13 protein-coding genes are annotated in these 14,438 nt (G+C 74.4%); 7 read left to right on the top strand and 6 right to left on the bottom strand.

Annotated elements, in window-relative coordinates; genetic code table 11:
• Positions 1-101: 101 nt before the first annotated feature.
• Genes ACIF8T_RS32705 through ACIF8T_RS32690 form a run of 4 tightly spaced genes read left to right on the top strand, consistent with a single transcriptional unit; the run spans position 102 to position 4,033 of the window.
• Complete coding sequence (locus ACIF8T_RS32705; protein WP_400040077.1) at positions 102-1,451, top strand: enolase C-terminal domain-like protein; 1,350 nt, start codon at positions 102-104, stop codon at positions 1,449-1,451.
• Positions 1,448-2,206: an SDR family NAD(P)-dependent oxidoreductase gene (locus ACIF8T_RS32700; protein WP_400040076.1), complete on the top strand. Its 759-nt coding sequence runs from the start codon at positions 1,448-1,450 to the stop codon at positions 2,204-2,206. The genes ACIF8T_RS32705 and ACIF8T_RS32700 overlap by 4 nt, the downstream gene beginning before the upstream one ends.
• Positions 2,203-3,186, top strand: coding sequence for an aldo/keto reductase (locus tag ACIF8T_RS32695; RefSeq protein ID WP_400040074.1), 984 nt, complete (start codon positions 2,203-2,205; stop codon positions 3,184-3,186). The genes ACIF8T_RS32700 and ACIF8T_RS32695 overlap by 4 nt, the downstream gene beginning before the upstream one ends.
• A 13-nt stretch (positions 3,187-3,199) precedes the next feature.
• Positions 3,200-4,033 (top strand): amidohydrolase family protein, encoded by an 834-nt coding sequence (locus ACIF8T_RS32690; protein WP_400040073.1) that lies wholly within the window; start codon positions 3,200-3,202, stop codon positions 4,031-4,033.
• Here the strand turns inward: ACIF8T_RS32690 and ACIF8T_RS32685 are convergent.
• Complete coding sequence (locus tag ACIF8T_RS32685) at positions 4,021-5,442, bottom strand: lipase maturation factor family protein (RefSeq protein WP_400040072.1); 1,422 nt, start codon at positions 5,440-5,442, stop codon at positions 4,021-4,023. The genes ACIF8T_RS32690 and ACIF8T_RS32685 overlap by 13 nt on opposite strands.
• A gap of 168 nt (positions 5,443-5,610) precedes the next feature.
• On the opposite strand from ACIF8T_RS32685, the gene ACIF8T_RS32680 reads away from it, so the two are divergent.
• Complete coding sequence (locus ACIF8T_RS32680; protein WP_400040070.1) at positions 5,611-7,716, top strand: SpoIIE family protein phosphatase; 2,106 nt, start codon at positions 5,611-5,613, stop codon at positions 7,714-7,716.
• Positions 7,717-8,036: 320 nt separating this feature from the next.
• Here the strand turns inward: ACIF8T_RS32680 and ACIF8T_RS32675 are convergent, their stop codons facing one another.
• The 4 genes from ACIF8T_RS32675 to ACIF8T_RS32660 form a co-directional block, all read right to left on the bottom strand.
• Positions 8,037-9,224, bottom strand: coding sequence for a PP2C family protein-serine/threonine phosphatase (locus ACIF8T_RS32675; protein ID WP_400040069.1), 1,188 nt, complete (start codon positions 9,222-9,224; stop codon positions 8,037-8,039).
• A 231-nt stretch (positions 9,225-9,455) separates the two neighbouring features.
• A complete protein-coding gene (locus ACIF8T_RS32670; RefSeq protein WP_400040068.1) occupies positions 9,456-10,109 on the bottom strand; it encodes a zf-HC2 domain-containing protein in 654 nt (217 codons plus the stop codon).
• A gap of 189 nt (positions 10,110-10,298) precedes the next feature.
• A complete protein-coding gene (locus ACIF8T_RS32665) occupies positions 10,299-10,814 on the bottom strand; it encodes a hypothetical protein (RefSeq protein WP_400040067.1) in 516 nt (171 codons plus the stop codon).
• A 143-nt stretch (positions 10,815-10,957) separates the two neighbouring features.
• The gene (locus ACIF8T_RS32660; RefSeq protein WP_400040065.1) at positions 10,958-11,503 is read right to left on the bottom strand and encodes a sigma-70 family RNA polymerase sigma factor; all 546 of its coding nucleotides are present in this window, start codon (positions 11,501-11,503) and stop codon (positions 10,958-10,960) included.
• A gap of 310 nt (positions 11,504-11,813) precedes the next feature.
• On the opposite strand from ACIF8T_RS32660, the gene ACIF8T_RS32655 reads away from it, so the two are divergent.
• Positions 11,814-12,971 carry a CapA family protein gene (locus ACIF8T_RS32655; RefSeq protein WP_400040064.1) on the top strand — a complete coding sequence of 386 codons (1,158 nt, stop codon included), beginning with the start codon at positions 11,814-11,816 and terminating at the stop codon, positions 12,969-12,971.
• Positions 12,972-13,000: 29 nt separating this feature from the next.
• Here the strand turns inward: ACIF8T_RS32655 and ACIF8T_RS32650 are convergent, their stop codons facing one another.
• Positions 13,001-13,474: a MarR family winged helix-turn-helix transcriptional regulator gene (locus ACIF8T_RS32650; protein WP_400040063.1), complete on the bottom strand. Its 474-nt coding sequence runs from the start codon at positions 13,472-13,474 to the stop codon at positions 13,001-13,003.
• 57 nt (positions 13,475-13,531) lie between these two features.
• On the opposite strand from ACIF8T_RS32650, the gene ACIF8T_RS32645 reads away from it, so the two are divergent.
• Positions 13,532-14,347, top strand: a complete 816-nt coding sequence (locus ACIF8T_RS32645) for an alpha/beta fold hydrolase (RefSeq protein ID WP_400040061.1) — start codon at positions 13,532-13,534, stop codon at positions 14,345-14,347.
• The last annotated feature ends 91 nt before the right edge of the window (positions 14,348-14,438 follow it).

Below are 14,438 nucleotides of genomic sequence, written 5' to 3'. Positions count from 1 at the left end.
CAGTCCTCCGATCACCATCCATCGGTCGCTCCCGCCGCACTCCCGCGCACGCTCCTTCTCCGCCGCGCCGCCCCTTCCGCGCCCCCGACCGAAAGGCCTCCGTGTCCCCGACGCCCCCGACCGGCCCCCGTATCACCGCGGTCGACACGTACGACATCCGCTTCCCGACCTCCCGCGAGCTCGACGGCTCCGACGCGATGAACCCCGACCCCGACTACTCGGCGGCGTACGTGGTGCTGCGCACCGACGCGGCCGACGGCCACGAGGGGCACGGGTTCGCCTTCACCATCGGGCGGGGCAACGAGGTGCAGGTCGCCGCGATCGAGGCGCTGCGCGGGCACGTGGTCGGGCGGGCCGTCGACGAGCTGTGCGCCGACCCCTCCACCCTCAACCGCGACCTCGTCGGCGACAGCCAGCTGCGCTGGCTCGGACCCGAGAAGGGCGTGATGCACATGGCGATCGGCGCGGTCGTCAACGCCGTGTGGGACCTGACGGCCAAGCGTGCCGGGAAGCCCCTGTGGCGGCTGCTGTCCGAGGCCGAACCGGAATGGCTGGTACGGCAGATCGACTTCCGCCACCTCACCGACGCCCTCACCCCGGAGCAGGCGCTGGACCTCCTGCGCCGGGGCAGACAGGGCGCCGAGGAGCGCACGGCCCTGCTGCTGGAGCGGGGCTACCCCGCCTACACCACCTCGCCCGGCTGGCTCGGCTACGACGACGCCAAGCTCACCCGGCTCGCCGCCCGGGCCGTCGCCGACGGCTTCCGGCAGATCAAGCTGAAGGTCGGCGCCGACCTCGACGACGACGTCCGCCGCTGCCGGGCCGCCCGCGCGGCCGTCGGCCCGGACGTGCGCATCGCGCTCGACGCCAACCAGCGCTGGGACGTCGGCGAGGCGATCCGCTGGACGAAGGCGCTCGCCGGGTTCGGCCCGTACTGGATCGAGGAGCCCACCAGCCCCGACGACGTGCTCGGCCACGCCGCGATCCGCCGGGCCGTCGCCCCGGTGAAGGTGGCCACCGGCGAGCACGCGCACAACCGGATCGTCTTCAAGCAGCTCCTGCAGGCCGGTGCCGTCGACGTCGTCCAGATCGACGCGGCCCGCGTCGGAGGCGTCCCCGAGAACCTGGCGATCCTGCTGCTCGCGGCCAGGTCCGGCGTCCCCGTCTGCCCGCACGCCGGCGGCGTCGGCCTGTGCGAACTCGTCCGGCACCTGTCGATGTTCGACTACGTGGCACTGAGCGGGACCACCGAGGACCGGGTCATCGAGTACGTCGACCATCTGCACGACCACTTCCTCGATCCGGTGGTGATCAGGCAGGGTCACTACGCGGCACCCACCGCGCCGGGCTTCTCGGCGGCCATGCGGCCCGAGTCGATCGCGCGCTACAGCTACCCCGGCGGCACCTACTGGGCCGCCGGCCCCGAGCGGAAGGAAGGGCAGTCGGCATGAGCGACTTCGAGGGCCTCAGAGCCCTGGTGACGGGCGGCGCCTCCGGGATCGGCCGGGCCACCGCCGGCCTCCTGGCCGAGCGCGGCGCCCGGGTCGCCGTCCTCGACCTGGACCCGTCGGCCGTCGGCGAACCGCTGCTGGCCCACCGCGCCGACGTCTCCGACGACACGTCCGTGCGGGAGGCCGTCGCCGCCGCCGTCGGCGCGCTCGGCGGCCTGGACGTCCTGGTCAACAACGCCGGGATCGGCGCCCGCGGCACCGTCGAGGACAACCCCGACGACGAGTGGCACCGCGTCTTCGACGTCAACGTGGTCGGCATGGTCCGCACGGCCCGCGCCTGCCTGCCGCACCTGCGCCGCTCGGCGCACGCGGCGATCGTCAACACCTGCTCCGTCGCCGCCACCGCGGGCCTGCCGCAGCGCGCCCTGTACAGCGCGACCAAGGGCGCCGTGTACTCCCTCACCCTCGCCATGGCCGCCGACCACGTCCGCGAGAACATCCGCGTCACCTGCGTCAACCCCGGCACGGTGGACACCCCCTGGGTGGGCCGGCTGCTCGACGCGGCGCCCGACCCGGCCGCCGAACGCGCCGCCCTGGAGGCCCGCCAGCCCACCGGCCGCCTGGTCGGCGCCGCCGAGGTCGCGGCCGCCGTCGCCTACCTGGCCAGTCCGCTCTCCGGCGCCACCACCGGCACGGCCCTCGCGGTCGACGGCGGCATGCAGGGCCTGCGGGTGCGCCCGGAGGCCGGGCGGTGAGGCGGCTCGGCAGGAGCGACGTCCGGGTCAGCGCCCTGTCCTTCGGCGCGGCGGGCATCGGCAACCTCTACACCGCGGTCGGCGAGGAGCAGGCGCGCGCGGCCGTCGACGCCGCCTGGCAGCGCGGCATCCGCTACTTCGACACGGCCCCCCACTACGGCCTCGGCCTGTCCGAACGCCGGCTCGGCGCGGCCCTGCGCAGCCGCCCCCGCACCGCCTACACCGTCTCCACCAAGGTGGGCCGCCGCCTGGAACCCGCCGACGGCGGCGGCGACGACCTCGCCAACGGCTTCGCCGTGCCCGCCACCCACCGGCGCGTGTGGGACTTCAGCGCCGACGGCGTGCGCCGGACCCTGGAGGCCAGCCTGGAGCGCCTCGGCCTCGACCGCGTGGACGTCGTCTACCTCCACGACCCCGACCGGCACGGCGAACAGGCCTTCCGCGAGGGCTACCCGGCGCTGGAGAAACTGCGCTCGGAAGGGGTGGTCGGCGCGATCGGCGCCGGCATGAACCAGGCCGAGATGCTCACCCGCTTCGTCCGCGACACCGACGTCGACGTGGTGCTGTGCGCGGGCCGCTACACCCTGCTCGACCAGCGCGCGCTCACCGAGCTGCTGCCGGCGGCGCAGGAGCGCGGCACCTCCGTCGTCATCGGCGGCGCCTTCAACTCCGGTCTGCTGGCCAACCCGAAGCCGGGCGCGACGTACAACTACGCCACGGCGTCCCCCGCGTTGCTGCACCGCGCCCTGCGCCTGAAGTCCGTCGCCGACCGCCACGGCACCACCCTGCGCGCCGCCGCCCTGGCCTTCTGCGCCGCCCACCCGGCCGTCGCGAGCGTCCTCGTCGGCGCCCGCTCGGCGCACGAAGTCAGCGACTGCGCGCACCAGTTCGCGGCGCCCGTGCCCGCCGCGTTCTGGCAGGAGCTGCGCGCGACCGGCGTCCTGCCGCCCGACGCCCCCGTGCCCGGGGAGCCGTCGTGAGCGGGCCGCCGCCGTGAGCGCCGTCGACGCGCACGTCCACGTCTGGGACCTGTCCGTACGGGACCAGGACTGGCTCTCCGGACCCGGCCTGGGCCCGCTGCGGCGCACCTTCACGATGGACGACCTGGCCCCCGGCGCGCGGGCGGCCGGCGTCGACCGCGTCGTCCTCGTCCAGACCGTCACCGTCGCGGCGGAGACCCCGGAGCTCCTGGCCCTGGCCGACCGGCACGAGCTGATCGCGGGCGTGGTCGGCTGGACCGACCTGACCCGCCCGGACGTGGCCGGGGAGCTGGCCCGGCTGAGGGAGCTGCCGGGCGGCCGGTACCTCAAGGGCGTCCGGCACCAGGTCCAGGGCGAGCCCGACCCGCGGTGGCTGCTGCGCCCCGACGTACGCCGCGGGCTGGCCGCCGTCGCCGACGCCGGTCTCGTCCACGACCTGGTCGTCCTGCCGCACCAGCTGCCCGCCTGCGTCGAGGCCGCGGCCGCGCTGCCCGGCCTCACCTTCGTCCTGGACCACCTCGGCAAGCCGCCGGTCGCCTCCGGCGAGCTCGAACCCTGGGCGTCCCGCGTCCGCGCCCTCGCCGCCCTGCCCAACACCGTCTGCAAGCTCTCCGGCCTGGTCACCCAGGCCGACCCCGCCACCTGGCAGGTGCGGGACCTGCGCCCGTACGCCGACGTGGTGCTGGAGGCCTTCGGGGACGGGCGGCTGATGTTCGGCTCCGACTGGCCGGTGAGCACGCTCGCCGCGCCGTACCCGGACGTCGTCGCCCTCGCGGACGACCTGGCCGGCCCGCACGACCGCACCCGCCTCTTCCGGACCACCGCCGCCCGCGTCTACGGCCTGTGAACCGCCGTCGTGAGCCGGGTCGGCGGCAGGTACTCCCGCACGTACGTCCGCTCCCAGCACGCGCCGGTCTCCCGCAGCTCGCGCCAGGTCGTGTAGCGGTAGCGGAACAGGCGGGCGCGGACGTAGCGGGGCGGCTCGTCCGGCGGGAACGGCGAGCGGCGCAGCAGCCTGAGCGTGTCCCGGTCGTTCTCCAGCAGCCGCTCCACCAGGGCCCCGAACCACGCCCCGGCGTAGGCGGGGGAGAGCGCCGCGAACCACATCAGCCAGTCCAGCCGCAGGTGGTAGGGGGCGAACTGGCGCGGCCAGCGGCGCGGATCGCCCGGCTTGCCCTTGAACTCGTACTCCCGCCAGTCGGAGTCCTCGCGCGGCCTGTCGTCCGCGGTGCCCTCGACGACCACCTCGTAGCGCACCCGGCTGACGCTGCCGAACGCCCCGTAGGTGTTGACCAGGTGGAGCGGGTCGAAGGAGCGGTTCATCACCTGGCGGCGGGAGAGCATGTTGCGCACCGGGTGGTAGCTGAGGCCCACCAGCAGCGCGGCGACCGCCAGGACCACGACCACGTACCACAGCGGGGCGTCCGGCACGGGCGGCGGATCGGCGGGCAGGCGCACCGCCGACAGGGCCAGCACGACGGTGATCCAGTTCAGCCAGGAGAAGTTGCCCGACAGCACCAGCCACAGCTGGGTGGCGATCATCAGCGCCGCGGCGGCCGTGGCGACCGGCTGCGGGGCGAACAGCAGGAACGGCACCACGAGTTGGGTGACGTGGTTCGCGGCCGCCTCGACGCGGTGCAGGGGACGGGGCAGATGGTGGAAGAACCAGCTCAGCGGTCCCGGCATCGGCTGGGTCTCGTGGTGGTGGTCCAGGCAGGTCAGCTTCCGCCAGCACTCGTCCCCGCGCATCTTGATGAGCCCCGCGCCGAACTCGACCCGGAACAGGATCCACCGCAGCAGGAACAGCACCACCAGCGGCGGGGCCACCTCGTCGTTGCCGAGGAACACGGCGAGGAAGCCGACCTCCAGCAGCAGGGACTCCCAGCCGAACGAGTACCAGGTCTGTCCGACGTTGACGATCGACAGGTACAGCACCCACGGCACCAGCCACAGCAGCATCGCGCCCCACAGCGGCAGCAGCGCGTCGAGCCCGGCGACGAGGGCCGCCGCCACCGCGCAGCCCGTCCAGGCGCAGCCCGCGAAGAAGCGGTCCGAGTAGTGCAGCTGGAACAGGCTCGGCGCCCGCCGGAACGGCACCCGCTCGGTGAACCGGGGCACCGGCAGCATGCCGCGCTCGCCGAGCAGCGCGCGGAACTGCAGCGCCGCCGCCAGGAACGCGACCAGGTAGAGCGCCGCCAGGCCCCGCTGGAAGACCAGTCGGGTCAGCCAGTAGTCGGGTGCGGTGAACCAGTCCACGGCCTGGCGCTCCTCCCTGGGCTCGGGTCCGGCCCCGGTACGGCTGATGCGTGAGTAAATCAGACGATAGTGGTGAAAAGGATGGGGTGGGCCGGTCCGTGCGGCCCGTCACCGCGCGTACCCGGCGCACCGGTCGAAGAATCGGACGGATCCTGGCAAGGTGGGCCCATGGCTGATCGGGGAGCGAGCGCCCTGTCACTCCCGGACGACTGGCCCGCCCACCCGGATCCGATCCTGGCGCTCAACCGCATGGGCAGCTTCGACTGGGACCTGGACGCCGGCCTGATGCAGATGGACGCCCAGGCCCACGAGGTCTTCGACCTGCGCCCGGACGAGTACGACGACCACCCCGCGACCCTGTCGAAGCGGGTGCCGCCCGGCGAGGCCCTGCGCCTGGACGCCGCGGTCTCGCAGGCGCTGAAGGACGGCAGCGAGAACTACGGCGTCTACTTCCGCATACGCCGCCGCGACGGCACGCTGCGCTGGACCCATACCCAGGGCTACATCCGGCGCGACGAGACCGGCCGGCCGCTCCGCATCATCGGCATCGTCCGGGACGCCACCCAGGAGCTCAGCGAGGGCGAGGCGAGGCGCGAGCGGGCCGCCCAGGACGAGTTCCGCCGCCAGCAGACCAACGTCGTCCAGATCACCACCGCCGCCCTCGCCCACGCCCGCACGGTGGGCGACGTCATCGACGTCGTCCAGGACACCCACGGCCTCGCCCACCTGGGCGCCACCAGCCTCGTCCTGGGCCTGGTCGAGGCCGGCCGCATCCGGCTGGTGGCCGAGGGGCCCCGCGGCAGCTTCGTCCCCGGCACCCGCGTCACCCGGATCGACGAGCAGTACCCGATGAGCGAGGTCGTGCGGACCCTGACGCCGCGCTTCATCGAGTCCCCGGAGGAGTTCGCGCGACGCTACCCCGTCCTCTGGCCCCACATCACCGGCCTGGACATCAGCTCGGCCGCCTACATGCCGCTGATCGTCCAGGCCCGGCCCATCGGCGCGCTCGGCCTGCTCTACAGCGACCGGCACGGCTTCTCGGCGGAGGACCGCAACGTCCTGATCGCCCTCGGCAGCAGCATCGCGCAGAGCCTGCAGCGCGCCATGTTCTACGAGCAGGAGAGCGACCTGGCGCAGAGCCTCCAGCAGGCGATGCTGCCGCGCACCATCCCCAGCGTGCCCGGCGCCGACATCGCCGTGCGCTACCGCTCCGCCACCATCGGCGGCTCCCTCGGCCGGGACATCGGCGGCGACTGGTACGACCTGATCCCCCTGCCGGGCGGCCGGGTCGGCGCGGTCATCGGCGACGTCCAGGGCCACGACACGCACGCGGCGGCCGTCATGGGCCAGCTGCGCATCGTGCTGCGCGCCTACGCCGCCGAGGGCCACCCGCCGGCCACCGTGATGGCCCGCGCCTCCGTCTTCCTCCACGAACTGGACACCGACCGCTTCGCGACCTGCCTGTACGCCGAGGCCGACCTGTCCACCGGGGTCGTGCAGGTGGTGCGGGCCGGGCACATCGACCCGCTGGTGCGGCAGCCCGACGGCACCTGCCGCCGCGTCCCCGTCGCGGGCGGCCTGCCGCTCGGACTGTCCGCCGAGTTCGGCCGCCTGGCCTACCCGGTCGGCATCGTCGAGCTCGACCCGGGCGCCACCCTGCTGCTGTGCACCGACGGCCTGGTCGAGCAGCCCGGCGCCGACCTCGACGACGGCATGCGGGACCTCACCGGGCTCATCGTCACCGGCCCCGACGACGTGCGGGACCTCGCCGACCTGCTCATCGAGGTCGCCGAGGAGCGCGGCGGCGACGACGACGTGGCGCTGCTCCTGCTGCGCCGCCGGATGCCGGACTCCCCGCGGTCCGGTGGCCGGCTCCAGCAGCACGTCGCGCCCGGCGACCCGGAGGCCCTCGGCGAGGCCCGCCACATGATCCGCGCCGCGGTCGCCGCCTGGGGCGCCGGGGACCGCGCCGACGAGATCGAACTGGTCGCCGACGAGCTGATCACCAACGCCCTCATGCACACCGAGGGCTCCGCGGTCGTCACCCTGCGGGTCCCCACCGGCCCCGAGCGGCGGATGCGCGTCGAGGTCGAGGACTCCTCCAGCGCCCTGCCCCGCCGCCGGGAGGCGGGCGAGTCGGGCGTCTCCGGGCGGGGCCTGCTGCTGGTCGAGCTGCTCGCCGACGTGTGGGGCGTGGAGGCGCGCGGGGGCGGCAAGTGCGTGTGGTGCGAGTTCGCGGCGCCGGACGGGCCCGGGCAGCGCGGGGACGGCTGAGCCGAGCATTCCGGCCGGGGCCCCGGACGCGTGCCCGCACTGCCCGGGGCCCGGGCGCTCGGGGACTTCCTGACCGGGCACCGCGTCGGCCGCGAGGTCGTCCGGTCCTGCCCGTGGCCGCGGCGTCCTGAAGACGTACCTCTCCCGGCGGCCCGCCGTGCCCCGGCAAGGGGCCCTGGCCCCGCGCGTGCCCCGGACACCGGCGCGGGCTCCGGCCCTTCGGCGGCTCCTCCCTCCGGTACCGCCCGGCCCGCCGTACGGACGGCGAGCCGCCCGCGGACCGCGGGCCGTCCCGGCTGCCGGAGCGGGGCGCGGGCCGCTCAGCGCTCCGGGGCCGGCGGCCACCACTCGAACATCAGGATGGTCGCGTCGTCGCGCAGGCCGGTGCTGGGCGAGTCGAGGATGGAGTGGATGAGGCGCCGCAGTGTCTCGGAGGCGAGCTCGCCCGCGGCCGTGGCCCGGATGACGTAGTCGGCGAACCGTTCGAGGCCGAACTCGCTGCCGTCGGGGGTGCGCGCCTCGATGACCCCGTCGGTGTACATCAGCACGCGGTCGCCGGGCCTGAGGGCGATCTCGTGCGTCCGGCGCGGCCGCCCCGCCAGCAGGAACGGCAGCCCCATCGGGGGATCCGCCTCCCGGCGCAGGGCGTCGACGAGCAGCCGCTGCTCCCGGATGAGCAGCGGCGGCGGGTGGCCGCAGTTGATCCACCGCAGCGTCCCGCCGACCAGGTCCAGCTGGGCGAGGACGCCCGTGCAGAACTGGTCGGGCAGCCACTCCCCGAGCGCGTTGTCGACGCACTCCACCAGCTCGGGCAGGTCCGCCCCGGTCCGGCGGGCGTTGCGGCACGCGGCCAGGGACACCGCGGTGGTCAGCCCCGACGCCAGGTTGTGGCCCATCGCGTCGAACACCGAGGCGTGCAGCGTCGTCTCGGTGAGGGAGTGGTCGAAGGCGTCCCCGCCGATCTCGTAGGCCGGTTCCAGCACGGCCGTGGAGACGACGTGCCCGGTGCCGATGGTGCGGGGCGGCAGGAAGGCGCGCAGCATCTCGGCGGGCAGCCGCATCGGTTCCGTACGGGTCCGCCGCACGAAGGAGTCCTTGTACGTCCGCTTGGACGTGATCATCATGCCCAGCAGGGTGGCCAGGGCCCGGCCGTGGCGCAGGGTGACGGGGGTCAGGGCGGGGGAGTGCACCGCGAGGACGCCGAGCCGTTCGGCGCTGTCCACGAGCGGGAACCAGGCCGTCATGCCGCCCGCCCCGGACTCCTCGACCCGCAGGGACTGGGTGCGGTACGACCAGCCGGCCAGGGAGCCGTCGACGGGCAGTGCCGAGGTCACGTCGGTCAGCGGGACCAGCCGGCGCTGCTGGAGGTCGGCGAGGTAGACCACGGAGTGCCGGAGCCCGAGGGCCCTGGAGCAGCGCGCCACCGCGGTGGACAGGTCCAGTGTGCTGTTCTCCGGATCGGCGAGGAACGCCTCCAGGCGGTCGTCGCCGACGTCCGACGTCGTCACCCGTCTCCCCTCCTCGAGCCGTGTCACGTCCGGTGGGTCACGTCCGGTGCGTCGCTCAGCAGTGTCACACCGCGACGGGCGCGGTGCCCGGTGGCGTGGGCCGGCGGGGAGCACGGGGGCGGGGCCGTCCGGGTGGCCGGCGGGGACCGGCCGGCACGCGCCGGAGAGGGAGCCGGGAGCATCGCCAACGCGCCGGAGGGCGCCGGGAGGGGCCGGTGGCCGCGGGGCGGTCTAACCCGGCCGGAGCGTCACCAGGTGCTCCCCGTCGTCCGTGCGGACCTCGTAGCGCACGATGTCGTCCGGGTGCTTGGCCGAACCGCCCCGCATGGTGTGGGAGCGGGCGTCGTGGCCGGGCGCGGTCCAGCTGGTCACCGTCTCCTCGGAGCCGTCCCGGCCGACCACGACCAGGCGGCAGGCGCGGGGCCCCGCCCCGTCCTTGACCTCCAGCCGCACCCGGCTGCCCCAGACCTCGTCCTCCGCCGTGACCTGCGCCCACACCCCGGACCGCGTGTCGGTCGCGGCGAACCGTTCGGCCCGCCCGGTGGCACCGCCCGCCATGACCGCGACCCCGGGCGCGGCCGCCGCCAGCACCACGGCCGCGGCCAGGGCCAGCAGCAGCCGCCGCCGTCCGGCCCGGTGCCGGGCCGCCACCTCGGCCAGCAGTCGGTCCAGCATCCCCGGGCCGGGCTTCGCCATCGGGTGCGCGAACCGCGGGGTCGACCGCCGGTACAGCATCAACTGCCGTGTCGTCGGCCCGAGTTCGGTGACCTGTGCCGTGCACCGGGGGCACTCCATCAGGTGGTCCTCGAAGCGGAACGCCTCCACCTCGTCCAGCACGCCGAGCGCGTAGGCGCCGACGTCACGATGCCTCTCCAGGGACCTCATGCCGAATCCTCGTGCCGTTGGGTGCGGGTGGGGTTACTCCTTGCTCCCATCGGTACGTACCAGTCGGCCGAATCACTCACGGCGGGCGCGGAATCCCGCCGGGGGATTCGGAGCGGCCCGGCCCGCGGATTGGTCCCGGCCGGAAAAAATCCCGACTGGCGATCGCGCCGGACCGTGCCCCGGCCGCGGTCAGAAGAGATGGATGGCGAGGTGCCCGAGCGGCAGCCCCAGCTGCCACGCCGGCGTCCACACCTTCGGACCCTCGTCCTCGCCGGTCACCGGCCCCTTGCCCGGCACCGCGTTCAGGTCGGGTGCGAGCAGCTCGGTCTCCTGCAGCCAGTGCCACGCCGCCTCGGCCAGCTCCACGTCCGGGGCGGGCCGGCCGGCCGCCGCCGCCTCGGAGGCGACCTCGGTCAGCCGCCGGCGCACCCACTCCTGCCAGGGCTGGTCGTACGCCGTCAGCGACAGCCAGGTCTCCAGCTGCGTGACGACCCGGATGCCGGACAGCTCACCCTCGGTGTCGGCCAGGAAGATGGTGAGCGCGAGAGCGTCGCGCCCCGCGCGGAACTCGAAGGAGGTCGGCGGCATGAGATCGCCGCTCCGCAGCAGTTCGTCCGCGATGTACTCGGCGTACATCCACGCCATGGGAACGATCAGGTCGCCGCCGTCGACGCCGTCCGTGCCCTCGTGTCCTCTGTCCAGCATTCCTTCCCGCCTTCCTCCGGTACCTGCGCGTCACCCGACCCCGCTGCCCGGCCCCCCCACCCGGAACACGGATGAGGACAGCCGATTACTCAACCGGGGTCCGCGGCAAGGCGCTTTACGGAGGTTTGACTCGGCTCTCGGTTTCACCGCAGGTCGGGGGCGTATCCCGGCAAAACCCTGCGCAGGGCGCGCAGCGCGTAGTAAGCGCGGGACTTCACGGTACCGGGCGGAATCCCCAGGGCCTGCGCCGCTTCCGCCACACTCGCCCCCTGGAAATACACGAGCACCAGGACTTCACGGTGCTCCGGAGTGAGTGTCTTCACAGCCTCCCGGACGTCCAGCGCCGCCGCGGCGCGCTCGGCGTGGTCGGAGATCACCCGCGCGTTCTCCAGCACGGCGTCCCCGACCTCCGCCGGCCGCGCCTGCCGGGCCCGCCGCGCGTCGATCGCGAGCCTGCGCCCGACCGTCATCAGCCAGGGGCGGACGGAGTCGAAGTCGTCGGCGCGCAGGGCTTCGGGATGCTGCCAGGCGCGCACCAGGGTTTCCTGCACCAGGTCCTCCGCGCGCTGCCGGTCACCGTCACAGAGCCGGAGCAGCAGCGCGAAGAGGGGCCGGCCGTGCTCGCGCTGCAGTGCGGCGAGCTCGTGCTCGGCGGTCGTCCCGTTCGTGAGAGTGGTTCCGGCGGTCATGAGCCGTATGCCACCGCAGGGGGCCGCCGCCGCACAGGGCGCGCACACGGATGTGCGACGGACGGTCGATCGCTGCGACGAACGGTTCGACGAACGGTCGGAAGGGCCGCCACCGCCCGCCGACCGGCCCGGAACGCCGCACTCCACCGCCGCCGGCCGGCCCGGAGCGCCTCGTCCCGCCACCCGCCGGCCGCTCCGCGGCGGCGTTCTCCGTCCGCCGGACGGGCTAATGGGCGTGTCGGAGCCGCGTCGGCAGGCGTGAGGCTTCTTACCTGTTTGTGCGTAAATACGACCTCGACGGGGTGAACGGATGATCGCACGCAGTCGACAGGTGGCCCTGGCTCTGACCGTCGTCCTCGCCACGGGCGCGGCCTACCAGGCCGCCCGCCAGCACGAACCGCCCGCCGTCGGCCGTCCGGCGCCGGTCGCCACGGGCGCCGCCGGCTTCACCCTGGTGGCCTCCGGCGACATCCTGCCGCACGGCTCGATCATCGAGCGCGGCCTCTTCGACGGCGGCGGCGGCGCCTACGACTTCCGTCCCATGCTCTCCGGCGTCCGCCCCGTCGTCTCCCACGCCGACCTGGCGCTGTGCCACATGGAGACCGTGTACGGCGAGGGCGGCCTCTACACCGGCTACCCCACCTTCCGGTCCCCGCCCGAGATCGCCCCGGCGCTCGCCGCCACCGGCTACGACGGCTGCTCCACCGCCTCCCACCACACCCTGGACGACGGCGTCGACGGCATCCGCCGCACCCTGGACGCCCTCGACCTCGCGGGCGTCCGGCACGCCGGCTCCGCGCGCACCGAGCAGGAGGCCGCCGCCGTCACGCTGCACTACGCCGGCTCCGCGAAGATCGCCCACCTCGCCTACACCTTCCCCGGCGGCGACCGGCCGCTCCCGCCCGACCAGCCGTGGGCCGTCAACCTGATCGACGAGGCCCGGATCGTCGCGGACGCCCGGACCGCCCGGCAGGCGGGCGCGGACGTGGTCGTGCTCTCCGTGCACTGGGGCACGGAGTGGCAGGACGCGCCCGACGAGCGGCAGCTGGACCTGGCGCGCCGGCTCACCGCCGCCCGCACCGGCGACCGCCCGGACATCGACCTCGTCCTCGGCACGCACGCCCACGTCCCGCAGGCCTACGAGAAGGTCAACGGCACCTGGGTGGTGTACGGCATGGGCAACCAGATCGCCGGCTCCATGTCCAACGACCGGGGCGTGCAGGACCCGCGCGGCAACCAGTCCACCCTCGCCCGCTTCGCCTTCTCCCCGCCCGCCCGGCCCGGTGAGCGCTGGGAGGTCACGAAGGCCGAGTTCGTCCCCCAGTGGTTCGACGTCGACGCCGGGCGGGTGGTCAATGTCAACCGGGCGCTCGCGGAGGGCGCCGGGCTGCACGCCGTCCGGGACCGGATCCGCGACGTGGTGCTCAGCCGGGGGGCCGCTCAGGACGGGCTGGTGATGGGGGAGTAGCGGAGCGGCCGGGGCGCCGGCCGGCGGGGTCAGCCGACGTCGACGTCCTCGAAGAGCCTGAGCATCTCGCCGAGGACGCGCAGGCACGCCGACACGTCGGCCGCCGTCAGGTCGCCGCCGGTCTCCCGCAGCAGGGCGTGCTCGCGCGCGAGGACCGCGGCGATCGCCGCGCGGCCGTCGTCCGTCAGCCGGATCAGCGAGGACCGCCGGTGCGCGGGGTTGGGGACGCTCTCCACCAGGCCGCGGGCCGCGGCGTCGTTGACCATGCGCTGGACGAACTGCCGGCTGATCGCCTGCGCCCGGCCCATCTGCGGGACGGTCATGGGTCCGTGCTTGTGCAGCAGGTCCAGCACCGCGCGCACCCCGACGGACAGCCCTTCGATCGCCTCGCCCTGCTCGACCTTGCGCTGCACGCGCCGGTAGAGCGGGCCCACCAGGTCGAAGACCTCGGTGAGGCGGCGGCCGAGTTCGTCGGGGGCGAGGGGCCTGTCGGTGTCGTTCACCCGGCCATCATGACATCCAGGTTGTCAAAGCGGGGAGATGATGACACCTTGGTTGTCATGACTTCCGCCGCGGAACTCCGCTTCTTCCCGTCCGCCGACGGCGACCTCGCCTACCTCGACACCGGCTCGGGGCAGCCCGTGGTCCTGCTGCACTCCGGGTTCGCCGACCACCGCGTCTGGGCGGCCCAGATACCGGCCCTCGCCGCCCGGTACCGGGTGGTCGCACCGGACGTACGCGGCCACGGGTCCTCCGCCAACGCGACCCGGCCCTTCCGCTGGGCCGACGACCTCGCCGGGCTGCTGCGCCACCTCGACGCGGGCCCCGCGGTCCTCGTCGGCCTCTCGATGGGCGGGGTGATCGCCACCGACACGGTGCTGGAACACCCCGACCTGGTCCGCGCGGTGGTCACCTGCGGCGCCGTGACCGGCGACTGGCGGTACACGGACGCCTGGCACCGGGACCTCCAGGCCGAGACCGGCCGCGCCCTGGCCGCCGGCGACGTCGAGGGCTGGCTCGCCGCGTTCCTGCGGGGCGTGGCCGGCCCGCACCGCACGACCGACGACGTCGACCGGGACGTCCTGCGCCGGCTGCGCGAGATGGCCCTGAACACGATCGCCAAGCACACGCCCGGCGAGACCGACTGGCACGTGCCCGTCACCGGCACGCTGGTCCGCGCGCCGGAGATCGGGGTCCCGCTGCTGACGCTGAACGGCGCCCTGGAACCGGCCGGCCTGCACGCCGCGGCCGAGCGCCTGGCCGCCACCGTGCGGGACGGCCGCAGCGCCACGATCGAGGGCACCGGCCACTACCCGAACATGGAGAAGCCCGAGGACTTCAACGCGGCCCTGCTCGGGTTCCTCGACCGGCTCTAGTAGTGCTTCGTTAGGTTCTGGCTCTGGTTCTGCTGGTCTTGAGGGGGCGGCCGCAGGTGGTGCAGGTGCCGGTCCAGCACCTCAGCAGGTC

Source organism: Streptomyces sp. NPDC085946 (genome assembly GCF_044540485.1).
Taxonomy (GTDB): Bacteria; Actinomycetota; Actinomycetes; order Streptomycetales; family Streptomycetaceae; genus Streptomyces.
This window is presented reverse-complemented; position numbering and strand designations above follow the sequence as displayed.